General features: G+C 71.1%; 23 protein-coding genes. 11 read left to right on the top strand and 12 right to left on the bottom strand.

The features are described from left to right. The first annotated feature begins 11 nt into the window (after nucleotides 1–11). The 3 genes from QE438_RS09060 (at nucleotide 12) to QE438_RS09050 (ending at nucleotide 2,885) form a co-directional block, all read left to right on the top strand. Nucleotides 12–380 (top strand): BlaI/MecI/CopY family transcriptional regulator, encoded by a 369-nt coding sequence (locus QE438_RS09060; protein WP_130517408.1) that lies wholly within the window; start codon nucleotides 12–14, stop codon nucleotides 378–380. Beyond that, nucleotides 370–2,211 (top strand): TonB family protein, encoded by a 1,842-nt coding sequence (locus QE438_RS09055; protein ID WP_306990956.1) that lies wholly within the window; start codon nucleotides 370–372, stop codon nucleotides 2,209–2,211. The genes QE438_RS09060 and QE438_RS09055 overlap by 11 nt, the downstream gene beginning before the upstream one ends. Before the next feature lie 95 nt (nucleotides 2,212–2,306). Then, nucleotides 2,307–2,885 (top strand): hypothetical protein, encoded by a 579-nt coding sequence (locus QE438_RS09050; RefSeq protein WP_306996061.1) that lies wholly within the window; start codon nucleotides 2,307–2,309, stop codon nucleotides 2,883–2,885. A 260-nt stretch (nucleotides 2,886–3,145) separates the two neighbouring features. On the opposite strand, the gene QE438_RS09045 is transcribed toward QE438_RS09050, so the two are convergent. The 4 genes from QE438_RS09045 to modA are packed head-to-tail and all read right to left on the bottom strand — an operon-like array spanning nucleotide 3,146 to nucleotide 5,864. Beyond that, the gene (locus QE438_RS09045) at nucleotides 3,146–3,703 is read right to left on the bottom strand and encodes a flavin reductase family protein (RefSeq protein ID WP_131660413.1); all 558 of its coding nucleotides are present in this window, start codon (nucleotides 3,701–3,703) and stop codon (nucleotides 3,146–3,148) included. 59 nt (nucleotides 3,704–3,762) lie between these two features. Further along, nucleotides 3,763–4,380 (bottom strand): molybdenum ABC transporter ATP-binding protein, encoded by a 618-nt coding sequence (gene modC / locus QE438_RS09040; RefSeq protein WP_306990958.1) that lies wholly within the window; start codon nucleotides 4,378–4,380, stop codon nucleotides 3,763–3,765. Beyond that, nucleotides 4,380–5,078 carry a molybdate ABC transporter permease subunit gene (gene modB / locus QE438_RS09035; protein WP_130528537.1) on the bottom strand — a complete coding sequence of 233 codons (699 nt, stop codon included), beginning with the start codon at nucleotides 5,076–5,078 and terminating at the stop codon, nucleotides 4,380–4,382. The genes modC and modB overlap by 1 nt, the downstream gene beginning before the upstream one ends. A gap of 3 nt (nucleotides 5,079–5,081) precedes the next feature. Continuing rightward, on the bottom strand, nucleotides 5,082–5,864 hold the full coding sequence (gene modA / locus QE438_RS09030) for a molybdate ABC transporter substrate-binding protein (protein ID WP_306990961.1): 783 nt from the start codon (nucleotides 5,862–5,864) through the stop codon (nucleotides 5,082–5,084). Between the two features lie 158 nt (nucleotides 5,865–6,022). Between modA and QE438_RS09025 the strand changes: the two genes are divergently transcribed. After that, nucleotides 6,023–6,502: an OsmC family protein gene (locus tag QE438_RS09025; protein WP_306990962.1), complete on the top strand. Its 480-nt coding sequence runs from the start codon at nucleotides 6,023–6,025 to the stop codon at nucleotides 6,500–6,502. Then, nucleotides 6,499–6,939 carry a thioredoxin TrxC gene (gene trxC / locus QE438_RS09020; protein WP_306990964.1) on the top strand — a complete coding sequence of 147 codons (441 nt, stop codon included), beginning with the start codon at nucleotides 6,499–6,501 and terminating at the stop codon, nucleotides 6,937–6,939. Before QE438_RS09025 ends, trxC begins: the two co-directional genes overlap by 4 nt. Nucleotides 6,940–7,631: 692 nt before the next feature. Here the strand turns inward: trxC and QE438_RS09015 are convergent. After that, nucleotides 7,632–8,195 (bottom strand): N-acetylmuramoyl-L-alanine amidase, encoded by a 564-nt coding sequence (locus QE438_RS09015; RefSeq protein ID WP_306990966.1) that lies wholly within the window; start codon nucleotides 8,193–8,195, stop codon nucleotides 7,632–7,634. A gap of 91 nt (nucleotides 8,196–8,286) precedes the next feature. Between QE438_RS09015 and QE438_RS09010 the strand changes: the two genes are divergently transcribed. Both QE438_RS09010 and QE438_RS09005 read left to right on the top strand, forming a co-directional pair. Next, nucleotides 8,287–8,778, top strand: a complete 492-nt coding sequence (locus QE438_RS09010) for an MOSC domain-containing protein (RefSeq protein WP_306990968.1) — start codon at nucleotides 8,287–8,289, stop codon at nucleotides 8,776–8,778. Beyond that, nucleotides 8,775–9,302: a YqiA/YcfP family alpha/beta fold hydrolase gene (locus tag QE438_RS09005; RefSeq protein ID WP_306990970.1), complete on the top strand. Its 528-nt coding sequence runs from the start codon at nucleotides 8,775–8,777 to the stop codon at nucleotides 9,300–9,302. Before QE438_RS09010 ends, QE438_RS09005 begins: the two co-directional genes overlap by 4 nt. Before the next feature lie 48 nt (nucleotides 9,303–9,350). Here QE438_RS09005 and QE438_RS09000 read toward each other — a convergent pair whose 3' ends face one another. Continuing rightward, nucleotides 9,351–9,644 carry a hypothetical protein gene (locus tag QE438_RS09000; RefSeq protein ID WP_306990972.1) on the bottom strand — a complete coding sequence of 98 codons (294 nt, stop codon included), beginning with the start codon at nucleotides 9,642–9,644 and terminating at the stop codon, nucleotides 9,351–9,353. 15 nt (nucleotides 9,645–9,659) lie between these two features. On the opposite strand from QE438_RS09000, the gene rlmKL reads away from it, so the two are divergent. Then, nucleotides 9,660–11,798 carry a bifunctional 23S rRNA (guanine(2069)-N(7))-methyltransferase RlmK/23S rRNA (guanine(2445)-N(2))-methyltransferase RlmL gene (rlmKL, locus tag QE438_RS08995; protein WP_306990974.1) on the top strand — a complete coding sequence of 713 codons (2,139 nt, stop codon included), beginning with the start codon at nucleotides 9,660–9,662 and terminating at the stop codon, nucleotides 11,796–11,798. Nucleotides 11,799–11,813: 15 nt separating this feature from the next. Here rlmKL and QE438_RS08990 read toward each other — a convergent pair whose 3' ends face one another. Next, nucleotides 11,814–12,677 (bottom strand): DMT family transporter, encoded by an 864-nt coding sequence (locus tag QE438_RS08990; protein WP_306990976.1) that lies wholly within the window; start codon nucleotides 12,675–12,677, stop codon nucleotides 11,814–11,816. Between the two features lie 118 nt (nucleotides 12,678–12,795). On the opposite strand from QE438_RS08990, the gene QE438_RS08985 reads away from it, so the two are divergent. From QE438_RS08985 to QE438_RS08975, 3 genes are all read left to right on the top strand, one after another. Next, a complete protein-coding gene (locus tag QE438_RS08985) occupies nucleotides 12,796–14,184 on the top strand; it encodes a PLP-dependent aminotransferase family protein (protein WP_306990978.1) in 1,389 nt (462 codons plus the stop codon). 105 nt (nucleotides 14,185–14,289) lie between these two features. After that, nucleotides 14,290–15,561: an MFS transporter gene (locus QE438_RS08980; protein ID WP_306990980.1), complete on the top strand. Its 1,272-nt coding sequence runs from the start codon at nucleotides 14,290–14,292 to the stop codon at nucleotides 15,559–15,561. 66 nt (nucleotides 15,562–15,627) lie between these two features. After that, nucleotides 15,628–16,899 carry an MFS transporter gene (locus tag QE438_RS08975; RefSeq protein ID WP_306990982.1) on the top strand — a complete coding sequence of 424 codons (1,272 nt, stop codon included), beginning with the start codon at nucleotides 15,628–15,630 and terminating at the stop codon, nucleotides 16,897–16,899. 1 nt (nucleotide 16,900) lies between these two features. Here QE438_RS08975 and QE438_RS08970 read toward each other — a convergent pair whose 3' ends face one another. The 5 genes from QE438_RS08970 to QE438_RS08950 all read right to left on the bottom strand — a co-directional run bounded on the left by QE438_RS08970 (nucleotide 16,901) and on the right by QE438_RS08950 (nucleotide 25,410). Further along, nucleotides 16,901–18,352 (bottom strand): MFS transporter, encoded by a 1,452-nt coding sequence (locus tag QE438_RS08970; RefSeq protein ID WP_306990984.1) that lies wholly within the window; start codon nucleotides 18,350–18,352, stop codon nucleotides 16,901–16,903. Nucleotides 18,353–18,604: 252 nt separating this feature from the next. After that, nucleotides 18,605–18,877 carry a DUF2845 domain-containing protein gene (locus QE438_RS08965; protein WP_130528547.1) on the bottom strand — a complete coding sequence of 91 codons (273 nt, stop codon included), beginning with the start codon at nucleotides 18,875–18,877 and terminating at the stop codon, nucleotides 18,605–18,607. Between the two features lie 974 nt (nucleotides 18,878–19,851). Further along, nucleotides 19,852–22,533: a M1 family metallopeptidase gene (locus QE438_RS08960; protein WP_306990987.1), complete on the bottom strand. Its 2,682-nt coding sequence runs from the start codon at nucleotides 22,531–22,533 to the stop codon at nucleotides 19,852–19,854. Nucleotides 22,534–22,701: 168 nt separating this feature from the next. Continuing rightward, nucleotides 22,702–24,000: a DUF445 family protein gene (locus QE438_RS08955; protein WP_306990989.1), complete on the bottom strand. Its 1,299-nt coding sequence runs from the start codon at nucleotides 23,998–24,000 to the stop codon at nucleotides 22,702–22,704. Between the two features lie 39 nt (nucleotides 24,001–24,039). Further along, on the bottom strand, nucleotides 24,040–25,410 hold the full coding sequence (locus tag QE438_RS08950; RefSeq protein WP_306990992.1) for a gluconate:H+ symporter: 1,371 nt from the start codon (nucleotides 25,408–25,410) through the stop codon (nucleotides 24,040–24,042). Between the last annotated feature and the right edge of the window lie 46 nt (nucleotides 25,411–25,456).

Genomic DNA, 25,456 nt, shown 5'->3' with positions numbered 1-25,456 from the left:
GCGTAAACGACATGGCGATCAGCGAGGCCGAGGCAGTGGTGATGGAAGTGCTGTGGGAGCGCAGCCCGCTGGGCGCCGACGAGGTGGTGGCCGCGCTGGCCAGCCGCAACGACTGGGCCGAGCCGACCATCAAGACCCTGCTCAACCGCCTGCTCAACAAGGGCGCGATCCAGGCGGCCAAGGAAGGGCGGCGCTATCTCTACTCGCCGGTGCTCACGCGCCAGGCCTGGGTGCAGCAGCAGAGCGAGGGCCTGCTGGAGCGGGTGTTCGGCGGGCGCGTGGCGCCGCTGGTGGCGCATTTCTCGCAGCGCGGCAAGCTCTCGGCGCAGGACATCGCCGAACTCAAGCGCCTGGTCCAGGAGCTGGACGATGAGCAGTGAGCTGATGGCGTGGCTGGGCGAGACGACGCTGGCCACCAGCGCCGCGCTGGTGGTGGTGCTGTTGCTGCGCCGACCGATGCGCGCCGCCTTCGGCGCCGGGGCCGCGTATGCGCTGTGGGCGCTGGTGCCCGTGGCCTTGATCGCCGTGCTGCTGCCGGCGCCGGTGCGTTCGATGGCGCTGATGCCGATGGCCGTGCGGGTCGGCGGCGTGCAGAGCGTCGCCGTCGCGCCGGCGGATGCGGCTGTGCCGTGGATACCCGTGCTGTTCGTGCTCTGGCTGACCGGCGCTTTGGCGATGGCCGGCCTGCAGCTGTGGCAGCAGCGCAGGTTCCTGCGCCGGCTCGGCCGGCTGCGCGTGCATGCCCACGGCGTGCGCGTGGCCGCGATCAGCGCGGGGCTGCCGGCGGTGACCGGCGTGCTGCGCCCGCGCATCGTGCTGCCGGCGGATTTCCTGCATCGCTACGACGCGGACGAACGCGCCCTGGTGGTGGCGCACGAGCGCCAGCACATCGCCCGCGGCGATCTGCCCTGCAATGCGCTGGTGGCGCTGCTGCGCTGCGTCTACTGGTTCAACCCGCTGCTGCACTGGGCGGTGGCGCGCTATCGCCAGGACCAGGAGCTGGCCTGCGATGCGCGCGTGCTGCGGCGGCATCCGAGGGCGCGGCGAGCGTATGCGCAGGCCATGTTGAAGACGCACCTGGATGTCTTCGCCCTGCCGGTGGGCTGCCACTGGCATACACACCCGATCAAGGAGCGGATCGCCATGTTGAAACGTCCCAGTCCCCGTCGTTGGCAGACGCGTCTGTCCGCTGTCCTGCTGCTGGCGCTGTTCGCCGGCGGTGGCTATGTGGCCTGGGCGCAGCAGCCGGCCGCCGCGCAGTACGGCGCGAACCTGCAGATCGAGGTGGACGGCGAGCGCCACGCGCTGGAGATGCACAGCGCGGCCGGTGTGCCGTTCGCGTTCTCCATCGATACCAAGGCCGGACACCGCTGGAGCGGCGAGCTGAGCGTCGAGCCCGATGCCCCTGGCCAAGCTAAGGTGCATGCCCGGCTATTGCGGGACGGTGCCGACATGGCCGGGCCGGTGCTGCTAATCGCGCGCCTTGGCGAGGCGGCCTCGCTCAAGCTGAAGACCGGCCCGGTGCAGGGCGCCGCGCACGATGTGGCGTTGTCGGTGCGGGTGCGCGCGCTGGATGTCCCCGCCCGTCGCGCTGCGGCGGCAACGCCGGTGGCGCGCAAGCAGGTGGCGCCTGCGCCTGAGCAGGCGCAAGCGGAAGAGACATCGCCCTTCGACTATTCCCAGCATGCGCCGCCGCGCTATCCCAAGGAGGCCGCGAACAACGGCATTACCGGGCGTGTGGTGATGCTGGTCGATGTGGCGGCCGACGGTTCGGTGCAGGACGTGCAGGTGGAAGAATCCAGGCCTGCGGGCGTGTTCGATGCCGTCTCGGTGGAAGCGGTCCGCAAGTGGAAGTTCAAGCCGGTTCTGGAACACGGCCGGCCGGTCGCCCATCGCATGCGCGTGCCGATCGACTTCGATCTGGATGAGCCATCCGCACCCTCTGCGTCGCACCAAGGCGTCACGTCAGCGCCTGCCGGCTCGCGTGAGTCCGTGGATCGTGGGCGCGTGCTGGCCGATGTCGCAGCCGATGGTGGTGTTTCCCGCGTGCGCCTGGATACGGCTCGCAAGCCGACCGTGCTGGAGCGGGAAGTGATGAAGACCGTCGCGAAGTCCAATCTGAAGTGGGTGTTGCAGCGCCAGGGTGTGGATGCCGCTACCGTCGCATTCGAGACCCGCCCGGCACCCGCGGGCTTCATGGCGGGCCGCTGATGACCACGCCCCGCAACAGCCTCCGACCCGCCCGCTCTCGTGGGAGCCGCCATGGCGGCGATCGGGGCCTTGCCAGCGGAGCCCCATCGTGGCCTCTGCACTTCGCCACGATCTCCGCGCTGACGCTGCTGCTCTCCGCCTGCGCCACGCATCCGCTCGACCAGACGCAGGACACCCTGGTCCGCAATGCCAATGTCGATCAGCGCATGCTGACACCAGAAGGCGGCGATGGCGCCGGCAAGATCGAGCGCTATGCGCTGGCGCCGACCGAGGTGTTCCGCATGCCGCAGCCGGTGCAGGCCGACAACCCCGCGCTGTCCGCCGACTCGCCGCGGCAGACGCTGGCACCGACCACGGTCTGCGCGCGCGTGATCCTCGATGCGCGCGGCGAGGTGCGGCGTGCCGAGCCGCTCGCCGACCGCGCCGAATGCGCCGCCGGCGCGCAGCCGGACAATGCCGATCTGGTGCAGGCGATGCTCGCCCAGGTGCGGCAATGGCGCTTCGAGCCGGCTGCGGTGTGTCACTTCAGCGACGAGCATCCGCCGGCCGATCCGGAGCGCTGCGACGGCGCACAGTCGGTCGAGCCGGTGCCGGTGACGCTGCTGTATGCCTTCACCTTCGAGGTGGAGCAGGGGCGTGTGCGTGTGGAGCGGGGCGGTGTGGGTGGGGGGTGACCGTCTTTGTGCGGCTGGGTGGGAGCAACTGGTCTCCTTAACTCCAGCAGCCGACCGTCTGTGGCGCGGAGCTTGTGGCAATCCCCTCTTGGGGACTGCGCTGCGCTTCGTTCGGTTCGTCCGGAAGGCCCCAGCGGAGCGAGCTCCGCTCTACAGGTGGGAGCCGCCCTTGTGGCCTTTTGGGCCAACGGCGGCGAGGGGCTTTGCCGGGAAAGCCTCATCGCCGCCATGGCGGCTCCCACACAGGGCTCTGCGAGGCGTTACAGCATCTCCGGCTTGAACAGGCCGCGGCGCGAGCGTTCGGGGCCGGACACCATGAACTTGCCGTCGCCGCGGTAGTGCACGGTGCGCGGGATCTTCGGTGTCGGCGCCACGTGCGCCTTGACGACTTCCCAGACGAACAGGTTGTGCCGTTCCACCAGGCGGTCATCGTGCAGGCGGCACTCGAAGCTGGCGTGGCACTCGGCGATCAGCGGCGCCTGGACCTGGCTGGCCGGCTGCGCGGTCAGGCCGAAGGCCTCGAACTTGTCGACCTCGTTGCCGCTGCAGTTGCCGATGCGCACCACCGTGTCCAGCAGCGCCTCGGTCGGCAGATTGATCACGCACTGGCGGCTGGCGCGGACCAGCTCGAAGCTGCGGTTGCCGTTGGCGATCACGCAGGCCAGTAGCGAGGGCGAGAACTCCACCATCATGTGCCAGCCCATGGTCATGATGTCGCGCGCGCCGGCGTGCGCGCTGCTGACCAGCACCACCGGCCCGGGCTCGAGGAAGCGCCGCACCTGGTGTACGGGAAAATCCTCTTTGGTGGGCGTTTTCATGCGGGCCTTGCACAGCGACAGCGGACCGCCATTGCACCGCGCCGGCCGTTCACGGCGTGTCAGTCCAGCACGTGCACCGCATCGGCCAGCTGCTGCACCTCGTCGGGCTGGTGGCTGACGTAGAGCATGGGCAGCTGCAGTTCGGTGCGCACGCCGCGCAGATAGGGGATCAGTTCGCCGCGCCGCGCCGGGTCCAGGGCGGACAGTGGCTCGTCCAGCAGCAGCAGGGCCGGCTGCGACAGCAGGGCGCGGCCGATCGCCACGCGCTGGGCCTCGCCGCCGGAGAGATTGCGCGGCCGCCGCTGCAACAGCGCGCCGATGCCGAGCAGCTCGACCACCGCCTCGAAACCGAAGCGCGCACCGGCGCTGCGCCCGTGCGTGCCGTAGCGCAGGTTGCCGCGCACATCCAGATGCGGGAACAGGCGCGCATCCTGGAACACATAGCCGATGCGGCGCCGGTGCACCGGCACGTCGATGCCGCGCGCGCTGTCGAACAGCACCGTCCCATCGACCACGATGCGCCCTCCCACGGGTCGCAGCAGCCCGGCGATGGCGTTGAGCACGCTGGTCTTGCCCGCGCCGGAAGGGCCGGCCAGCGCCAGCAGGCGCGCATCGCTGTGGATGCGCACGTGGCGGGTGAACTGGCCGCGTCGCAGCTGCAGGTCGGCATCCAGCATCACAGCACCTCGGTCTCGCGCCCGCGCTGGCGGCGCACCAGCCATTCGGACAGCACCAGCGCGGCCAGCGAGATGCACACCGACACCGCCGCCAGGCGCCAGATGCCGGCCTCGGCGCCGGGCACCTGCAGCAGGCCGTAGATGGCGGCGGACATGGTCTGCGTCTGGCCGGGGATGTTGGAGACGAAGGTGATGGTGGCGCCGAACTCCCCCAGGGCCTTGGCGAAGGCCAGCACCGCGCCGGCGACCAGCCCGGGCCAGGCCAGGGGCAGGGTGATGGTGGCGAACACCTTCCACGGCGGCGCGCCCAGGGTCGCGGCGGCGTGCTCCAGGCGGCGGTCGACCTGTTCGATCGACAGGCGGATGGCGCGCACCATCAGCGGGAAGCCCATGACCGCGCAGGCCACCGCCGCGCCGGTCCAGCGGAAGGCGAAGCGCAGGCCGAAGTGTTCCAGCAGCCAGGCCCCGATCGCCCCGCGCGTGCCCAGCGTCACCAGCAGCGCATAGCCCACCACCACCGGCGGCAGCACCAGCGGCAGATGCACCAGCGCATCGAGCAGCGCCCGCCCGGGAAAGCGCCGGCGCGCCAGCAGCCAGGCCACGGCGATGGCGGCCGGCAGGCTGCAGACGGCGGCCACGGCCGCCACCTTCAGGCTCAGGGCGATGGCGGTGAGTTCTTCGGGCGAGAAACCGAACACGCGTTACGGCAGGACCGTGAAGCCATGCTGGCGGAAGATCGCCTGCGCCGGCGCGGTGCCCAGCCACTGCGCGAAGGCTGCACGCGCCGGCGCGGTGCCGGCCTTGAGCGTGGCCACCGGATAGACGATGGCCGGATGGCTGGAGGCGGGGAAGGTGTCGACCACGCGCACGTTGGCATCGGCCGCCGCGTCGGAGCCGTAGACGATGCCCAGCGGCGACTCGCCGCGCGAGACCAGCAGCAGGGCCGAGCGCACGCTGTCCGATTCGGCCAGCCGGCCCTGCACGCCGTCCCACAGCTGCAGCGAGGTCAGTGCCGCCTTGGCGTATTTGCCGGCGGGCACGGCGTTGACCTGGCCGACCGCCAGGCGGCCATCGCCCAGCGCCTTGTCCAGCGCGCCGGGCTGGCTGAGCCTGACCCGCACGGTGCTGGCCTTGGGCGCGACCAGCACCAGGGTGTTGCCGAGCAGGTTGCGGCGGCTGGCCGGGTCGATCAGCGCGCGCTGCTGCAGATAGTCCATCCATTCCAGGTCGGCCGAGACGAACACGTCGGCCGGTGCGCCCTGTTCGATCTGGCGCGCCAGCGTCGAGCTGGCCGCGTAGGACACGGTGACCGGCGTGCCGGTGGTCTTCTGGTAGAGCGCGGCGGCCTGGTCCATCGATTCCTTCAGGCTGGCGGCGGCGAACACGGTGACCGGCGCGGAGTCGGCCGCCTGCGCGGCCAGCGCGGCGGTGGCGGCGAACAGGACCAGGCCTGCGCGCAGCAGGCGGGGGAGCAAGCGTGTCATCGCGAGGATGTCTCTCGATCGGGCATGTGCGCCGAGTATCGCGCGCCACGGTCGCGCCGGAGGTGAGAGCGCATGCGACGGAGCGTTCGCCCGGCTGCGCGTTGGTCACACGGCGCGCGGAGTAGGCTGGCCTCCCGCACCGCCAGGCCAGGCCCGCCATGAGCACCGCCACCCCGATCACCGTCGTGCTGGAGCAGGAGCAGGACTTCGTGTTCCGGCTCCACTTCGAAGGCCTCGATGCGCCTGACGTGCTGTCCGACGAAGGCCCGCCGCTGGGCCATGACCAGGGGCCGCGGCCCTCGCATCTGCTGCTGGCCGCGATCGTCAACTGCCTCTCGGCCAGCCTGCTGTTCGCGCTGCGCAAGTACAAGAACGCGCCGGGCCGGCTGCGCGCCTCGATCAGCGCGGTCACCGAGCGCAATGCCGACGGCCGGCTGCGCCTGCCGCGCGCCCTGGCCACGCTGCAGCTGCCCGAAGGCAGCGCGGACTATGCGCATCTGGAGCGCGTGCTGGCGACCTTCGAGGACTTCTGCACCGTGACCCAGAGCGTGCGCCAGGGCATCGATGTGCAGGTCGAGGTGCGCGACGCGCAGGGCCAGCTGCTGCTGGGTCAGGCGCCGGCCGAGGCGGTGTTGTGAGCGCGCCGCTGCTGATCGCCTGCCCGCACTGCCAGGCGCGCAACCGCGTGCCGGCCGAACGCCTGGCCGAGGCGCCGACCTGCGGGCGCTGCCACCAGGCCTTGTTCACCGGGCATCCGCTGGCGCTGGACGCCGGCACGTTCGACCTGCATGCGCGCGACAGCGATTTGCCGCTGCTGGTGGATTTCTGGGCACCGTGGTGCGGGCCGTGCCGGGTGATGGCGCCGCAGTTCGAGGCCGCCGCCAAGCAACTGGAGCCGCGCATGCGCCTGGCCAAGGTCGATACCGAGGCGCAGCCGGCGCTGGGCGCGCGCTTTTCCATCCGCAGCATTCCGACGATGGCGGTGTTCCTGCACGGGCGCGAGCTCGGCCGGCAGTCCGGCGCGCTGCAGGCGGCGCAGATCGTGCAATGGGCGCGGCGCGTGGCGCAGGGCTGAGTCGGATCGGGCAGCGAAGCGGCATTGGCGCCGCAACAATCTCCCTACCGTCGTTCGCGCGGAAGCGGGAACCCGTGGACGGTGCGGGGCCTGCGCGGAAGTCCCTGGATCCCCGCGTTCGCGGGGATGACGGCTGTTGGGTTCGCGGCGCCAAGCCGCGAGCGAATCTTCCTATCGTCGTTCCCCCGAAAGCGGGAACCCATGGACGTTGCGCGACCTGCACGGAAGTCCCTGGATCCCCGCGTTCATGGGGATGACGGCTGTTGGGTTTGCAGCGCGAAGCCTCGAGTGAACCCTTCTATCGTCGTTCCCGCGGAAGCGGGAACCCATGGACGTTGCGGGGCCTGCGCGGAAGTCCCTGGATCCCCACGTTCGCGGGGATGACGGCTGTTGGGTTCGCGGCGCCAAGCCGCGAGCGAATCTTCCTACCGTCGTTCCCGCGAAGGCGGGAACCCAGGGACGTTGCGGCGGCCTGCACGGAAGTCCCTGGATCCCCGCCTTCGCGGGGATGACGAGCGTTGGGTTCGCAGCGCGAAGCCTCGAGTGAACCCTTCTACCGTCGTTCCCGCGAACGCGGGAACCCAGGGACTTTGCGGTGGCCTGCGCGAAAGTCCCTGGATCCCCGCGTTCGCGGGGATGACGAGCGTCGGGTTCGCCGCGCGAAGCGCAACCGCAACACCACCGCCCGCCGCTCAGGGCACCAACCGCTCCAGCCCCGCGCGTGCCAGGACGCGTTCCCACGGGAACAGCGGTCCCGGGTCGCGCTTGCGTGCGACCAGCCGCGTGGGGGCGTCCTCGGCGGGCACCTGGGCGGTGTCCAGGTCCTCGTGTCCGGCGATCCAGCGCAGGGCCGGCAGCGTCTGCCGCAGCCGGTCGAGCAGGGCGAGCAGGGCCTCGATCTGGGCGTCGGGATAGGGCTCGTCCATCGCCTGGTGGCCGGCGTGCAGCCAATGCGGGTAGCGGCCGCGGTTGACCAGTTCGATGCCGACGCTGCGTGCGTTGAGGCCACGCACATGGTGGGCGACGCGTTCGGGCGCGATCCACTGCTGCACGCCGCCGTCGCGGTCGATGTACCAGTGCCCGCTGTTGCCGGTGCCGGAGGCATAGCGCGGCTGTTCGCCGTAGTGGCGCGCGGTGGCCAGGTCCGGCAGCTCGGTGCAGTGGATGACCACCAGGTCGATCCGGTCCAGGGGCCGCGCCTCCAGCAGGTCCTGGTAGGGCAGGGGATCGGCGGTGATCGGCAAGGCATCGGGCATGGGCGCCGATGCTACACGGGCGGGCCGCGGGCGAGGGCGGGGTAAACTGCGCGTCCCCGGCGCCAGGCGCCGCCTGTCGCGTCCGATCCGCATGCCGCTCAATCCCGACTCCCCCCTGGCCAGGCTGATGGCCACCCTGCCGCGCCCGGGCACGGTGGAATGGATCGGGCTGCGCCCGGCGCGCGATGTGCCGATGCAGGCCGTCACGCGCGTCCAGGCCAGCGCCGGCGGCGGGCTGGAAGGCGATCGCTACAAGGGCGGCAGCGGCAAGCGCGGGCTGACTCTGATCCAGGCCGAGCATCTGCCGGTGATCGCCACGCTGGCCGGGCTGGACGCGGTGCAGGCGGCCACCCTGCGGCGCAATGTGGTGGTGCGCGGCCTGCCGCTGATCGCGCTGAAGGAGCGCCGCTTCCGCATCGGCAGCGTGGTGCTGGAAGGCACCGAGCCGTGCGATCCCTGCTCGCGCATGGAGGACGCGCTGGGCGCCGGCGGCTACAACGCCATGCGCGGCCATGGCGGCCTGTGCGCCCGCATCATCGAAGGCGGCAGCTTCGCGGTGGGCGATGCGGTGGTGCCGCTGTGATCCGCGGCCACGTCATCCTCTCGCACGGCTTCGAGAGCGGGCCGGACGCGACCAAGGTCACCGCGCTGGCGCAGGTCGCCCAGGCCGCCGGCTGGACCAGCGAGCGGCCGGACTTCACCGACCTGGACGCGCGCAGCGACCTGAGCCAGCTTGGCGATGTCGGCGCGCGCCTGGCGCGCCTGCGCACGCTGGCCGAGGCCGCCGCACGCAAGGGGCCGCTGGTGCTGGTCGGCTCCAGCCTCGGCGCCTACACCTCGGCCCAGGTGTCGCTGCAGGTGCCGGTGCACGGGCTGTTCCTGATGGCGCCGCCGACCGCGCTGGGGCCGATGCCCGCGCTGGACGCGGCGCAGGTGCCGCTGTCGGTCATCCACGGCTGGGACGACGAGCTGATCCCCGCCCGCAACGTCATCGACTGGGCCCAGGCCCGCCGCGCCCGCCTGCTGCTGGTCAACGACGACCACCGCCTGGCCAACCATGTCGAGGCCGCTGCTACGGCGTTCGGCGAACTGCTGGCCGGGCTGTAGCTGCCGGTGATCCACTTTGTGTTGACGCGCCGCGGTTACGACGCGCTGCTATCCAGTCAAGGTTGCGCGCCGTCGCCGCTCTGGCTCAACAGCGATGTCCTGACGGACGAGGCGTTGGATCAGCTGCGCCGTCAGGGAATTGAAGTAAGTCGTTTTTCTTCCTGGGTCGATCCCGAGAATAGGAACGCGATTCGGGAGGCCTTGGAGACCATCGAGCAGCATCACGAAGGGCAGCAGATCCGGATAGTGGATGCTGGACTTCAAGGCCAGAGCATTTTTTAGTTCAAGTGCGGTGATCCTGTCCCCGCGCTGCATGACCGCCACGAGCACGCGGCGATACATCTTTCGAGGTTTCAAGTGAAGTTCTACGTTTCCTGCGCCAAGGGCCTGGAGTACCTGCTGGTCGACGAGCTGACCGCGCTGGGTGCGGCCAAGGCCACGGCCACCGTCTCGGGCGTCAACGTCGAGGGCACGCTGCACGATGCGCAGCGCGCGGTGCTGTGGTCGCGCCTGGCCAGCCGCGTGCTGTGGCCGATCGGCGAGTTCGACTGCCCCGACCAGGACGCGCTGTACGATGGCATCTTCGCGCTGCCATGGACGCGGCACCTGACCTCCGCGCTGACCCTGGCCGTGGACGCGCACGTGTCCGGCGAGGCGATCACGCATGCGCGCTTCGCCGCGCAGCGGATCAAGGACGCCATCGTCGATCACCTGCGCGCCGAAGGCTTCGAACGGCCGTCGGTGGACGTGGACGAGCCGGACGTGCGCATCAACTTCTCGCTGCGCAAGGGCCGGGCGACGGTGTCGATCGACCTGGGTGGCGGGCCGCTGCACCGGCGCGGATGGCGCCAGGTGCGCAACGAGGCGCCGCTGAAGGAGAACCTGGCCGCCGCCGTGCTGCTGCGCGGCGGCTGGCTGCAGTCCTACGCCGGCGGGGGCGGCCTGCTCGACCCGATGTGCGGCAGCGGCACGCTGCTGATCGAAGGCGTGCTGATGGCCGCCGACGTGGCGCCGGGCCTGCAGCGCCATGGCAGCCTGCCGCCGTCGCGCTGGCTGGGCTTCGACGCCAAGCAGTGGCGCGTGCTGCTGGACGAGGCGCGCACGCGTGAAGCGGCTGGCCGCGCCAAACTGGGCCAGGTCGCCTTCGGCAGCGACATCGACCCGCGCGCCATCGAGGCCGCCCGCGCCAGCGCGCGCGAGGCCGGCGTCGAGGACGCCATCGCCTTCGGCGTGGGCGACGTGGCGCAGCTGTCGGCGCCGCCGATCCGCCGCGGCGTGGTGGTGTGCAACCCGCCCTACGACGAACGCCTGGCGGCCGACGCCGCGCTCTACCGCGCGCTGGGCGATGGCCTGCGCCAGGCCGTGCCCGACTGGCGCGCCAGCCTGCTGTGCGGCAGCGCCGATCTGGCCATGGCCACCGGCCTGCGCGCGCAGAAGAAGTATCAGCTGTTCAACGGCGCCATCGAGTGCGCGCTGATCTTCGTCGACCCGATCGCGCTGCCGCAGCGTGTGGTCCCCGACGCGCCACCGGAGTTGAACGACGGCGCGCAGATGGTCGCCAACCGGCTGCGCAAGAACCTCAAGAAGCTCAAGGCCTGGCGCCAGCGCGAGGACGTGAGCTGCTACCGCGCCTACGACGCCGACCTGCCCGAATACGCCGCGGCGGTGGACGTCTACACCGAGGCCGAGGGCGCGCAGCGCACCTTCCTGCACGTGCAGGAATACGCCGCGCCGGCCAGCATCCCCGAGGCCGACGTGCAGCGTCGCTTCAACGAACTGCTCTCGGCGGTGCGCGCGGTGTTCGAGTTGCCGCGCGAGCAGGTGGCGATCAAGTCGCGCGCGCGCGGCAAGGGCGGCAGCAAGTACGGACGCATGGGCCAGCAGGGCGAGTTCATCGTCGTGCGCGAGCACGGCGCGCGGCTGCGCGTGAACCTGTTCGACTACCTGGATACCGGGCTGTTCCTGGACCACCGTCCGCTGCGCGGACAGATGGCCGCCCAGGCGCGCGGCCGGCGCTTCCTCAATCTCTTCAGCTATACCGGCGTGGCCAGCGTGGAGGCGGCGGTGGCCGGCGCCAGCAGCACCACCAGCGTCGACCTGTCGGCGACCTACCTGGAGTGGTGCGCCGAGAACCTGCGCGAGAACGGCCTGGGCGGCGCCCGGCACCAGCTGGTGCAGGCCGACGTGCTGGCCTGGCTGGAGGCCGACCGCGGCCAGTACGACCTGATCTTCTGCGACCCGCCGACCTTCTCCAACTCCGCGCGCGCCGAGGACTTCGACGTGCAGCGCGACCACGTGCGCCTGCTGCGCGCGGCGGTGGCGCGGCTGGCGCAGGGCGGGGTGCTCTACTTCTCCAACAACTTCCGCCGCTTCAGGCTGGACGAGGCGGCGGTGGTGGAGTTCGCGGTGTGCGAGGAGATCAGCGCCAGCACCATCGGTCCGGACTTCGAGCGCAACGCCCGCATCCACCGCGCCTGGCGCCTCACGCGGGCCTGATCGCCCGCCGGCCGGTCAGTGCGCGAACCTGCGCGCGCCGGCCACGCAGACCGCCGCGCCGGCCATGATCCACAGCATGCTCGCGCGCACCGGCTCGTGCAGCAGGCCGGCGGCCAGCGCCAGGCCCAGGAACGGTTGCAGCAGCTGGATCTGCCCGACCGCGGCCACGCCGCCCTGGGCCAGTCCGCGATACCAGAAGATGAAGCCGATCAGCATGCTGAAGAGCGACACGTAGCCCAGCCCCAGCCAGGCCGGCGGGGTGACCGACGCCAGGCTGTCCGGACGCGACAGCCAGGCCAGCGGCAGCATCAGCGGCAGCGCGAGCACCAGGGCCCAGCTGATCACCTGCCAGCCGCCGAGCCGGCGCGACAGCCGCGCGCCTTCGGCATAGCCCAGGCCGCAGACCAGCACCGCCGCCAGCATCAGCAGATCGCCGCGCAGCGAGGCCTGCAGCCCGCCCATGGCGGCGTAGCCGACCACCAGCGCGCTGCCCAGCAGCGAGAACGCCCAGAACGCCGGCCGCGGCCGGTCGCCCCCGCGCAGCACGCCGAAGATCGCCGTGCACAGCGGCAGCAGGCCCACGAACACGAGGGAATGGGCCGAGGCCACCTGCTGCAGCGCCAGCGCGGTCAGCAGCGGGAAGCCGACCACCACGCCCAGCGCCACCACCGCCAGGCTGGCCAGCTGCTGGCGCTGCGGCCGCGACTGTCGCAGCAGCATCAGCAGCGCCACGGCGAGCGCGGCGGCGATGCTGGCGCGCGCGCAGGTCAGGAATACCGGGGTGAAGCCGGACACCGCGATCCGCGTCGCCGGCAGCGACCCGGCAAAGATCGCCACGCCGAGACCGCCGTTGATCCAGCCGCGTGTGGTGTCGTCCATCGTCTCGTCTTGTCTTGGGGAGGGCGGGCCAGTAGGCCAGCGCCGCGCCGGGCGACCCAGACACAATCCAGTACGATCTGCTGGAACTGTTTTCCTTTTTGACCAGAACGGTTGGGACATGGCGCGGCAGGCATTCCGGATCGACCAGGTGATCGAGGCCGTCAGGCAGGGCATCGCCGCGCGCACCTATCCGCCCGGCGCGCGGCTGCCCTCGGTGCGCGAGCAGGCGCGCCGGCTCGGCGTGTCGGTGTCCACCGTGGTCGAGGCCTACGAACGTCTGGCGGCCGAAGGCCTGGTGCAGCCGCGCGCCGGCTCGGGCTTCTATGTGCAGGGGCCGGTCGCGCCGCTGGCGCTGTCGGGCCTGGGGCCGCGGCTGGATCGCCAGGTCGATCCGCTGTGGCTGTCGCGGCAATCGCTGGAGGCCGACCCGAGCGTGCTCAAGCCCGGCTGCGGCTGGCTGCCGCCGTCGTGGATGCCCGAGGCCAGCATGCGCCGCGCGCTGCGCCAGGTCGCGCGCGGCGACGCCGCCACCCTGTGCGACTACGGCAGCCCGCTCGGTCTTGCGGCGCTGCGCGTGCTGCTGGCGCGGCGCATGGTCGGCGCCGGCATCGCCGCGCGCCCCGAGCAGGTGCTGCTGGTCGAGTCGGGCACCCAGGCGCTGGATCTGGTGTGCCGCTTCCTGCTGGAGCCGGGCGACACGGTGCTGGTCGACGACCCCTGCTACTTCAACTTCCACGCGCTGCTGCGCGCGCATCGCGTGCAGGTGGTGAGCGTGCCCTACACGCCGGAGGGGCCGGCGCTGGAGGCCTTCGCCGAGGTGCTGCGGACCCACGCGCCGCGGCTGTACATCACCAATTCCGGCCTGCACAACCCGACCGGCGCCACGCTGGCCCCGCGCATCGCGCACCAGGTGCTCAAGCTGGCCGAGCAGGCCGGGACGTGGATCGTGGAGGACGACATCTTCGCCGACTTCGAAACCACGCCGGCCCCGCGGCTGGCGGCGTTCGATGGCCTCGCGCGCGTGATCCACGTCGGCAGCTTCTCCAAGACGCTGTCGGCGTCGATGCGCTGCGGCTACATCGCCGCGCGTGCGGACTGGATCGACGACTTGGCCGACCTGCGGGTGGCGACCAGTTTCGGCGGCGGGCGGCTGGCCTCGGAGGTGCTGCTGGCCGCGCTCACCGATGGCGGCTACCGGCGTCATATCGAGCGTCTGCGGCTGCGCCTGGCGGTCGAGCGGCGCCGGGTGATCGAACGGCTGGCGCCGCTAGGCATCGTGCCGTGGCATGTGCCGGACGCCGGGATGTTCCTCTGGTGCCGTTTGCCGCAGGGGCGGCTGGCCGCGCCGCTGGCCCAGCACGGCCTGGCCCATGGCGTGGTGCTGGCGCCGGGCAACGCCTTCAGCCCGGCCCAGCGCGCCGAGAACTGCATGCGCTTCAACGTGGCCCAGTGCGGCGCGCCGCGGATCTTCGAGGTGCTGGCCGACGGCCTGGCCCGGCAGGGCTGAGGCGGCGCCATGCGGAAAGCTGCATCCGGCTGACGCATCACTGCACGCGCGCAGGCGCGGCGCTGGGCCGCTATGGTGTGCGGCCCCCTCCGCTACGCCCGCCCCATGTCCGCTCCCGCCGCGCCGCTGCGCAACGATGCCAAGGTCCTGTCGCTGTCCGCGTTGGGCGGGGCGCTGGAGTTCTACGACTTCGTGGTGTTCGTGTTCTTCGCCAAGACCCTGGGCGCGCTGTTCTTCCCGGCCGAGATGCCGGCCTGGCTGCAGCAGGTGCAGACCTTCGGCATCTTCGCCGCCGGCTATCTGGTGCGGCCGATCGGCGGGGTGATGATGGCGCACTTCGGCGATCGCATCGGGCGCAAGCGCTTGTTCGCCTTCAGCGTGTTCCTGATGGCGCTGCCGACGCTGTGCATCGGTCTGCTGCCCACCTACGCGCAGGTCGGCATCGTCGCGCCGCTGCTGCTGCTGTTGCTGCGCCTGCTGCAGGGCCTGGCCATCGGCGGCGAGATGCCGGGGGCGTGGGTGTTCGTGGCCGAGCATGCGCCGGTGCGCAAGGTCGGCTTCGCCGTGGCCAGCCTCTCGGCCGGCATCAATGTCGGCACCCTGATGGGCTCGCTGATGGCCTCGGCGATGGCGCACTGGTTCACCCCGGCGCAGCTGCTGGATCACGCCTGGCGCATCCCGTTCCTGATCGGCGGCGTGTTCGGCTTCGTGTCGGTGTGGCTGCGCCGCTGGCTGGACGAGACACCGGTGTTCGCGCAGATGCGCGAGCGCAAGGCGCTGGCCAGGCTGCCGATCCGCGACGTACTGCGCGACCACCGCGGCGGCGTGCTGGTGTCGATGGGCGTGACCTGGGCCCTGACCGCCGGCATCGTGGTGGTGATCCTGATGACGCCGACGCTGGTGCAGTCCTCGTTCGGCATCTCGGCGGCGCTGGCCAGCGAGGGCAATGTGCTGGCCGCGATCTGCCTGGTGATCGGCTGCGTGTGGAACGGGGTGCTGAGCGACCGCATCGGCCGCGCCCCGGCGCTGCTGGTGGCCTCGCTGGCGCTGCTGGTCGGCGTGTATCTGCTGTACTTCGACCTGGCCCGCGGCGGCGCGCACTTCCTGCCGCTGTACGCCTTCGCCGGCTTCACCGCCGGCGTGGCGGGCGTGACTCCGGCGATCATGGTGGCGTCGTTCCCGGCCTCGGTGCGCTACACCGGCCTGGCGCTGTCCTACAACCTGGCCTATGCCATCGCCGGCGCGGCGACGCCGCCGTTGATCGCCTACCTGGCCGCGCGCGTGGGCGCGCTGGCGCCGGCGCATTACGTGGCGCTGGTGGCGCTGGTCAACGTCGGCCTGGCGCTCTATCTGTGGAAGCGTCCGGCGGTCGAGTAAGCCGCTTCGCGCATCCGGGCGGCGGGCCCGTTATCGTGTGCCGCCTTTCGCCCGAGCGTCCCTGCCATGTCCACCGCCGCCGCGCCGCTGCGCAACGATGCCAAGGTCCTGTCGCTGTCCGCGCTCGGCGGGGCGCTGGAGTTCTACGACTTCGTGGTCTTCGTGTTCTTCGCCAAGACCCTGGGTGCGCTGTTCTTTCCGCCGGAGATGCCGGCGTGGCTGCAGCAGCTGCAGACCTTCGCGATCTTCGCCGCCGGCTACCTGGTGCGGCCGATCGGCGGGGTGCTGATGGCCCACTTCGGCGACCGCATCGGGCGCAAGCGGCTGTTCGCCTTCAGCGTGTTCCTGATGGCGCTGCCGACGCTGTGCATCGGCCTGCTGCCGACCTATGCGCAGATCGGCATCGCCGCGCCGCTGCTGTTGCTGGTGATGCGCCTGACCCAGGGCCTGGCCATCGGCGGCGAGATGCCGGGGGCGTGGGTGTTCGTGGCCGAGCACGCGCCCGCCGGCAAGGTGGGCTTCGCCATCGGCACGCTGTCGGCGGGGCTGAGCCTGGGCCTGCTGCTCGGCGCGCTGGCGGCCTCGGCGATGGCGCACTGGTTCACGCCGGCGCAGCTGCTGGATTACGCCTGGCGCATCCCGTTCCTGATCGGCGGCGTGTTCGGCTTCGTCTCGGTATGGCTGCGCCGCTGGCTGGACGAGACACCGGTGTTCGCGCAGATGCGCGCGCGCAAGGCGCTGGCCAAGCTGCCGATCCGCGACGTGCTGCGCGACCATCGCGGCGGCGTGCTGGTGTCGATGGGGGCGACCTGGGCGCTGACCGCGGCCATCGTGGTGGTGATCCTGATGACGCCGACGCTGGTGCAGTCCTCGTTCGGCATCTCGGCGGCGCTGGCCAGCGAAGGCAGCGTGCTGGCCTCGGTCTGCCTGATCGTCGGCTGCCTGTGGACCGGGTTGCTGTCGGACCGGATCGGCCGCGCGCCGGCGCTGGCGGTGTCCTCGCTGGCGCTGATGGTGGGCGTCTATCTGCTGTATCTCGACCTGGCCCACGGCGGGCGTTACTTCCTGCCGCTGTACGCGCTGGCCGGCTTCACCGCCGGCGTGTCCGGCGTCGCGCCGGGGGTGATGACCGCGGCCTTCCCCGCGCCGGTGCGCTTCACCGGCCTGGCGCTGTCCTACAACCTGGCCTATGCCATCGCCGGGGCGGTGACGCCGCCGCTGATCGCCTACCTGGCCGCGCGTGTGGGCGTGCTGGCGCCGGCGCACTACGTGGCGCTGGTGGCCCTGGTCAACGTCGGCCTGGCGCTGTATCTGGGGAAGCGCCAGGTCGCGGCGTGAGTCAGGCCGTTGCGCGGGTGCGATGCCCGGACAGCTCGGCGCCGACGTCGTGGCTGAACTTCAGATGCCACCAGGTCGAGGACAGCGAGATCAGCGTCACCAGCACGAAGGCCGCCGAGAAGTCCCCCAGCTGCGCGCTGCCATGGCCGCCGACGGCGATGGCGGTCTTCAGCGCCAGCGCACCCACGCACACGCCAACCGACAGCATCAGCTGCTGCAGCGTGCTGTAGAGGCTGGAGGCGTGGCTCATGCGACGCGTGGGCACCGCCTCGTAGGCCACCGTGTTGTAGGCGGCGAACTGGAAGGACATGAACGCCCCGCAGCCCACCAGCAGCACGAACATTAGCCAGTCCGGCCAGCCCGGACGGAACAGCGCGCACACCGCATAGCCCAGGCTGGACAGCACGCCATTGGCGAGCAGGCCGTTGCGATAGCCGACCCGGCGCAGCAGCATCGGGGTGCACAGGCGCATCAGCAGCGCACCCAGCGCGGTGGCCAGCACCAGCCGGCCGGCGTGCGCGGCGCTGTAGCCGAAGCCCAGCTGGAACAGCAGCGGCAGCAGGAACGGCTGCGCGCCCTGGGTGATGCGCATCAGCGAGCCGCCGATCACCGAGAGCCGGAACGAGTCGATCTTCAGCACGTCCAGGTCCAGCAGCGGCGCGGCCGCGCGTCGCGCATGCCACAGGTAGCCGGCCGCCGCCGAGGCGCTGACCGCCATCAGCGCCAGCCCGGTGACCAGGTTCCCCGGCTGACCCACGCTTTCCAGGCCGAACAGGCCGCAGCCCAGGCATAGCCCGCACAGCACGAAGCCCGGCAGATCGAACGGCCGGGGTTCGTCGGCCGCCTCGATGTAGGGGATCACCGCGCGCACCAGCACGAAGCCCAGGATCCCGATCGGCACGTTGATGTAGAAGATCCAGTGCCAGCTGGCGTGGGTCACCAGCAGGCCGCCCAGCGGCGGCCCCAGCAAGGGCCCCAGGAAGGCCGGCACCAGCGTCCAGGACATCGCCGAGACCAGGTGCCTGCGCTCGACCGTGCGCAGCAGGATCAACCGGCCGAGCGGGGCCATCATCGACCCGCCCGCGCCCTGCAGCAGGCGCGCGGCGACCATGGTCGGCACGCTGGTGGCCAGCGAGCACAGCACCGAGCCGGCGACGAACACCACGATCGAGGCGCTGAACACCCGCCGCGCGCCGAAGCGGTCGGCCATCGCGCCCGAGGCGGGGATGCCGATCGCCAGCGCCAGCAGGTAGCTGGTCATGGCGATGCTCATCGCCGGGGCGCTGGCGCCGAAGTCGCGCGCCATCGCCGGCAGCGCGGTGGCCAGCACCGTGGCGTCCAGCTGCTCCATGAAGATGGCGCAGGCCAGGATCAGCGAGATGACCCGGTAGTCGGGGGTCTTGCGGGGCGGGCGCGCCGGCGCGGGCGGCCGGGCCTGGGAAGCAGCAGTCACAGCGATCGGGTCCTGACCGACGCGGCCTCACGGTCCCGGCAGGCGAGCCTGGCGGCGGTGAACACGCGTCGAAGGGCCGGTGCGCGCGGGAGTTGCGCACCGCAATACGTGGATTATTCGCCTGTGGTGGAGGCCGGACAACCGGCGCGGGGCGCAGCCTCCCGCGAGGTGGGACACAAGCGGCGGGCCTCGACCGGGGCCGGGGCGAGATTCACGGGCGATCGCAGCGTCGGCCGCTGCGATGCGGGGTGATTAGTTGTAGATCTCCTGGATATCGGTCACCCGGCCATCCTTGAAGATGATCTGGATGGTCTTCTGCGACTGGTCGTACTCCCAGCGCTCGCCGATATTGGCGCTGTACTCGTTCTGCAGCGGAATCACGCGGTCGGGCTTGCCGGCCACCTGGGTCACCTTGCCGGCGCTGTCGCCGGTGCTGACCAGCTTGTTGCCGAAACGCACGCTGCCGGCCGCCAGCGCCGTGCCGGCCAGCAGGCAGAGGGCCAGGCTCAACAGGATCCTTTTCATCGGGCTTTCCTTCGTATCAGGGGTGATTGCGAGCCCGCGGACTGTGCCACAAGCCGCCGAGCGGGGCACGGGCGGATGTTGGGTCTGAGGTGTCCACTGTCATTGCTCAGCTTTCTGAATCCGACTTCTCGGTTTGAATCGATTACCCCCGGACTGCGAAGCATCCCGCAGCGTTCGATTGCCTGCGAAAAGGTTTCTTCTGCGGCTTGAGTGGGCGCAAGGCAGAAGCGTGTCGGCCTCGAAAGGGGCAGCGGTCCGGCGGGCGGCGGCCGCTTTTCCCTCAATCAGGGCATCCTGCCCTGATTCGGGCGCTCGGCATCCTGCCTCGCTGGGCGCGGCCCCCGCCCGCCGGCCCGCTGCCTCGCGCGTCACGTCGCAGGACTTCGGTTTGCGGGATCCTGCTTGCCTCTCTTTTGCGCACAACGCGATCAGTGACTACATGCATCGACGTGAGGCCCCCTCCCTTGCGCGCAGCGCAGGGGAGGGATGGGGAGGGGTCGGGGCTTTACCGGGCAAGCCACCGAAGCAAGAGCAAAAGCACCCCTCCCCGGCCCTCCCCTTCGCCTTCGGCGAAAGGGAGGGGGCAAAGCGCTTACCCAACGCCTTCGGATCGAAAGAAATCCTGTGCTTCTCGATCGCACGGCCTCGCCCCGGCAGGGCGTGACACAGCGCGGGCCAGGCTGGTGCACGGGTGCGCATAGTCCTCGCAGAATCCCGTGGGAGCCGCCATGGCCGAAAAGGCCACAAGGGCGGCTCCCACCAGAAGCATTAGGCGCGGTCGATCTTTCCCATCCAAGCGCCGGCTATCAGGGGAAACCGAGCCGAGAAGCTGCACCTGGCCGGGTCGAGGCTGGTGGGCGAAGTCCGCTCACCAAAGCCGCACTCATCGATATCCGCAGTTCGGCAAAGCGCCCAAAAAGAAACCGCCGCAGTTTCCTGCGGCGGCGTTCAGGTGCTGCAGCCAGCGCTGGCGCTTATTTCACCAGCGTCGCCGGGTCCTGCTTGGCGGTGAGGGCGGCGCACAGGGCGATGCTCTCGCGCGCCTGCTGCAGGCCGCGGATGGCGCCGGGCAGGTCCTTCAGGCGCGGCTCGAAGAACGCCTGCAGGCGGTCCGACTCGGCCGGGGTGCAGGCGCCGGCCGAGGCCATGCGCGGCAGCGAGCCGCCGGCGAAGGCGCCGATGCGCGCATGGATGGCGTCGTAGTTCTGGGTGAACCAGGTCCACTGCGTGTCGCGATCGGCCACGGTGGCGTGCTTGCCGGCGGTCAGCAGGTAGCGCATCTCGCCGACCTTGACGTCCTTGCCCAGGCCGAAGCTGCGCACCTTGGCGGCCAGCGCCGGGTCCTCGGTGCGGCTGAGCGCCGAGAGCATGGCGTTGCGGTGGGCCGGATCGATCACGCCGGGCAGCGCGGCCATCAGCTGGTCCACGGCCGGAGCGCCGTGCTCCTGCACGGTCACCGACAGCGCGGCGGCGAGCAGGTCGGGGTTGGCCTGGTCGAAGGCCAGCGTCTTGCCGCCGGCCAGCACCGCATCGCCCTGCTTGAGCAGCTCGGCGCGCGCGGCCGGCACCTTCATGCTCAGGGCCAGGAAGCCGGCCAGTTCGGCGCGCTCGAGCGCATCGCTGCCTTCCTCGCCGTCCTTGCGCACATAGCCCAGCTGCTGCATGCGCGGCAGATAGGCCTCCTCGGCCCACTGGGTCAGCGCCGCGCGCTGGGCGTCGGTCCTGGCCAGGCGGCCGTACAGCCAGCCCACGTGTTCGGTGGGTACGGTCGCGACCTCGGAGACCTTGGAGGCGGTCAGCGGCTTGAGCGCGGCCAGCAGCTGGGCCGGGTTCAACGCGCCCAGGTCGAAGGCGGCGCTGACGCCGTCGCCGTAGGCCAGCTGCTCGGCATCGGTGAGCTGGGCCACATCGGCGGTGAGCGTCTTGAGCGCCTTGGCGTCCAGGCCGATGCGGTAGTAGCCGGCGGCGCCGGCGTTGGGCATCACCCAGCCGCCCTGCTTCGCGCCCGGCAGGGCCAGGGTGCCGCTGGCGGCCGACAGCAGGGTGCAGGCCTTGTCGCTGCCGGCGCTGGTCTGGTAGCGCACGCACACCGGCACGCCCCAGGTCTTGGCCGAATCGCCGGTGCTGCCCAGCGGCAGGTAGCGACGCTGGGTCAGCTTGAGCACCACCTGGCCCTTGGCGTCGGTGACCTCGGTGTGCACATAGGGCACGCCAGGCTGGTCGAGGAAGCTGTTGAACGCGGCGGTGAACTCCGGCCCCTTGCCGGCGGCGGTGGCGATGGCGCTGACCAGGTCGTCGGCGGTGGCGTTGCCGAACTTGTGCCGCTGGATGTACTGGCGCATGCCGGTGCGGAAGGTGTCCTCACCCACATAGGCCTCGAACATGCCCAGCACCGCGGCGCCCTTCTGGTAGGTGATGCCGTCGAAGGCGTTCTCGATGTCGCCGTTGCCGGTGATCTCCTGGCGCATCTTGCGCGTGGCCACCAGCGCATCGCCGGACATCGCGCCCTGCGCGCCCTGCACGCGGTCCAGGTCGGCGCGGTATTCCGGATGCACCTTCATGGTGACCTTCTGCTGCATCCAGGTGGCGAAGGACTCGTTGAGCCACAGGTCGTTCCACCAGGACATGGTCACCGTATCGCCGGTCCACTGGTGGGCCAGCTCATGGGCGATCACGTTGAAGGACGAGCGCTTGTAGCTGGTGGCCGAATCCTTGTCGAGCAGCAGCAGATAGTCGCGGTAGGTCACCAGGCCGGCGTTCTCCATCGCACCGGCGGAGAAGTCCGGCGCGGCCAGCTGGTCGAGCTTGTCGAAGGGATAGCCGAAGTCGTAGTAGTCCTCCAGCGTGTGGATGATCACCGGCGTGGAGTCCAGCGCGATCTTCATGCGCGGGCCCTTGCCGTTGGGCGCCACGCCGCGCAGCGGCAGGGTGCCGGCGCGCTGCGGCGTGGCGGTGATGCCCGGGCCATCGACGATGTCCCACGGGCCCACGGCGAAGGCGACTAGATAGGTCGGCAGCGGCAGCGTGCGGGCGAAGGTCAGCGTCTTCCAGCGCTTGCTGGTGGTCGTGGGCGCCTCCTGCACCTGGGCGGTATTGGCCACGGCCTGCAGGTCGGCCGGGATGGTCAGCTTGATGTCGTAGGGCGTCTTGAACGCCGGCTCGTCGAAGCTGGGGAAGGCGAAGCGCGCGCTGATCGGCTCCATCTGCGTCATCGCATACGGCTTGCCTTCGTAGGTGACCTTGTACAGGCCTTCCAGCGCCTGGTTGAACGGCGCGGTGTAGGCGATGGACAGGGTCAGTTCCTGCGGCTGCAGGGTCTTGCCGAAGTCGATGCGGGCCACGCCGGCCTGCGTGTCGGCCACGGTGTACTTGGCCGCGGCGGCCTTGCCGTCGGCGCCGGTCACGGTGACCTTGCCGACCTTGAGCTCCTTGCCGTCGATCCACAGATGATCGCTGGCCTGGGTCAGCTTGACCTTGATCGTGGTGGTGCCGCTGAAGCTGTCCTGGGCGGGGTCGATCTTCAGGTCCAGCGCGTATTCCTGCGGCTGGGCCCAGGTGGGCAGGCGCCCGGTGGGCACGGCCTCGTCGGCGGCGGACGCGCCGCAGCAGGCGCTGGCCAGCGCGAGGGCCAGCACGGAACGGGTCAGACGACGCATGGGCAAGGCTCCGGTCAAAAAAGGACTGCGCAGGCTGAAGCGCCGGCGGCGGGGCGCACAGTGCCACAAGGCAGGGGGGGCAGGTGTGGAGGGGCGCGCGGGTGGAGCGGAACGCCTTGACGTGCGAGCGCCGCGCGTGGCCAGAAGCCCGTTCCGCGCCCGCTCGGGCTAGTCCCAGAACACCACCACCGCATGCAGCACCAGCCCGATCAGCCCGCCCACGATCGTGCCGTTGAAACGGATGTACTGCAGGTCGCGGCCGACGGCCAGTTCCAGCACGTCCACCAGCTGGCGTTCGTCCCAGCCCTTCATGGTCTGGGCGATGTGGTGGGTGACGCCGCTGCGCAGGCGGGCGGTGAGGCTCTCGGCGGCAGTGGTGAGGTGGGCGTTGAGCGCCTCGCGCAGCGAGGCGTCGCGGCCCAGCGCCTCGCCCAGGGTCTGCAGCAGGCGCTCCAGGTGCGCGGCCAGGCGCGAGTCGGGGTTCTCCAGGTCCGCGCGCAAGGCGGCATGGACCTGGTCCCACAGCCCGCGCACGTAGTCCTGCACGGCCGGGTGGTCGATCAGGTTCTGCTTGATCTGCTCCACGCGCTCCACCAGCGCCGGGTCTTCGCGCAGGCGCTGCACATAGCGCGACAGCCAGGCCTCGTAGTCCTGACGCAGTGGATGGCCGGGCGTGGACAGCACGGTCTGCAGCTCCTCCAGCGCCGCGGCGGCGATGCGCTGGGCCAGGGCGTCGCCGATCTCGTCCACCGGCTTGATCAGGTCCACCGTGCCCATCAGCTTGGGCCATTCGCGCCGCGCGTAGCGCACGATCAGCGCCGAGGCGCGGGCCTTGAGCGCCGGGTCGTCCAGCCAGCGGGCGATGCGCTTGAGCGCGGCGTCCAGCAGCGCCTGGTGGCGGCCGTCGGCGGTGAGCAGGCCCAGCACCTGGCCGGCGGTGCCGGCGGCGTTCCAGCCGCGTAGGCGGGCGATCACGAAGCGCTGGATCGCCGCGCGCACGGCGCTCTCGTCCAGCAGGTCCAGCGCCTGCAGCGCCCAGCCGCGCGCCATGCCGGCCAGCAGCTTCGCCTGTGCCGGTTCGGCCAGCCACTGGCCCAGGCGCGCGGCCGGGTCGAACGCGCGCAGCTTCTCCAGCAGCGCCTCGGGCGCCAGGAAGTGGTCGCGCACGAACACCGCCAGGCTGTCGGCCAGCCGCGCCTTGCCGCGCGGCACGATCGCCGTGTGCGGGATCGGCAGGCCCAGCGGCCGGCGGAACAGCGCCACCACCGCGAACCAGTCCGCCATCGCGCCCACCGCCGCCGCCTCGCAGAACGCGGCCAGCCACGCCCAGCCGCCGCGCAGCCCCATCGCGTGGCTCAAGCCGAAGCCGGCCAGCATCAGCACCAGCAGGCTGAAGGCGGCCAGCTTCATGCGGCGCAGGTGGATACGGCGGGGATCGTCGGCCGGGCCGGTCAGCGGTTCAGTCATGCGGCCAAGCCTAGCGCGTGTCCTGCAAAGCTCTTGCGATCACGCCAGCAGCCGCCACAGCAGCGCGGTGCCGGCCAGCCCGACCAGCGAGACGATGGTCTGTAGCACCGACCACACCATCACCGTCTGCTTGAGCTTGAGATCGAAGTACTCGCGCACCATCCAGAAGCCGGCGTCGTTGACGTGGCAGAAGAACACCGAGCCGGCGCCGATGGCCAGCGCGATCAGCGCGCCCTGGGTGGGCGGCAGGTGCGCCACCAGCGGCGCCAGGATGCCGGCGGTGGTGGTCGTGGCCACCGTGGCCGAGCCGGTCGCCTGGCGCAGCGCCACCGCGATCAGCCAGGCCAGCAGCAGATAGGGCAGGTGCGCGCCCTGGGCGACCTTGGCGATGGTGTCGCTGATGCCGGCATCCAGCAGGACCTGCTTCAGGCCGCCGCCGGCGCCGATGGTCAGCAGCAGCGCGGCGATCGGCGGCAGGCTCTTGAGCAGCACCTGGTTGACCCGCGCGCGTCCCAGCCCGCCGCCCCAGCCCAGTAGCGCCACCGCGGCCAGCACCGCCAGGGCCAGGGCCACCATCGGTTCGCCCAGGAAGCGCAGCGCCGTGGCAGCCGGCGCGTCCGGCGGCAGGGCGATCTTGGCCAGGGTGGCGCCGAGCATCAGCACCACCGGCAGCAGGATGATCGACAGGCTCGCGGCGAAGCCGGGCGGATGCGCCGGCGCCTCGCGCGCGGAGAACAGGGCCTCCATCTTGGCCGGCACGGCGATATCCATGCGCCGCGACAGCCAGATCCCGTACAGCGGCCCGGCCAGGATCACCGCGGGCACCGCGATGATGAAGCCGAACAGCATCGTCAGCCCCAGGTCCGCATGCAGCGTGCTGACCGCGATCAGCGGACCCGGGTGCGGCGGCATCAGCGCGTGCAGGGTGGTCATGCCGGCCAGCGCCGGGATGGCGATGCGCAGCAGCGGCTGCTGCGCGCGGCGCGCCATGACGAAGATGATCGGCACCATCATCACCAGGCCGACCTCGAAGAACAGCGGCAGGCCGATCACCATCGCCACTAGCGCCATCACCCAGGGCAGCGCCTTGCCCTTGCCGATGCCGAGCAGGGTCGAGGCGATGCGGTCGGCCGCGCCGGTATCGGCCAGCATCGCCCCCAGCATGGCGCCCAGGGCGATGATCAGGCCGGCGTCGCCCAGCAGGTGGCCGGCGCCGGTGCCGAAGGACTTGGCCAGCTGCTCTGGCGGCAGCCCGATGCTAAGCCCGGCCACGAAGCTGCCCACTAGGATCGACAGGAACGGCGGCAGCCGGAGCAGGCTGATCAGCCCAACGATGCAGACAATGCCGGCAAGGGCGCACAGCAGCAGGCGCGAGTCGTGCGCGGCCCAGTGCACGGTGGTGAAGTCCAAGGCGACGCTCCGGTGGAAACTGACGGGGCCGTCAGTCTAGTCGGCG

The sequence above is a fragment of the Pseudoxanthomonas sp. SORGH_AS_0997 genome (assembly GCF_031453535.1).
Classification (GTDB): Bacteria; Pseudomonadota; Gammaproteobacteria; order Xanthomonadales; family Xanthomonadaceae; genus Pseudoxanthomonas_A; species Pseudoxanthomonas_A winnipegensis.
Note: the sequence above shows the minus strand (reverse complement) of the source record. Positions and strands in the feature narration are given on the sequence as shown.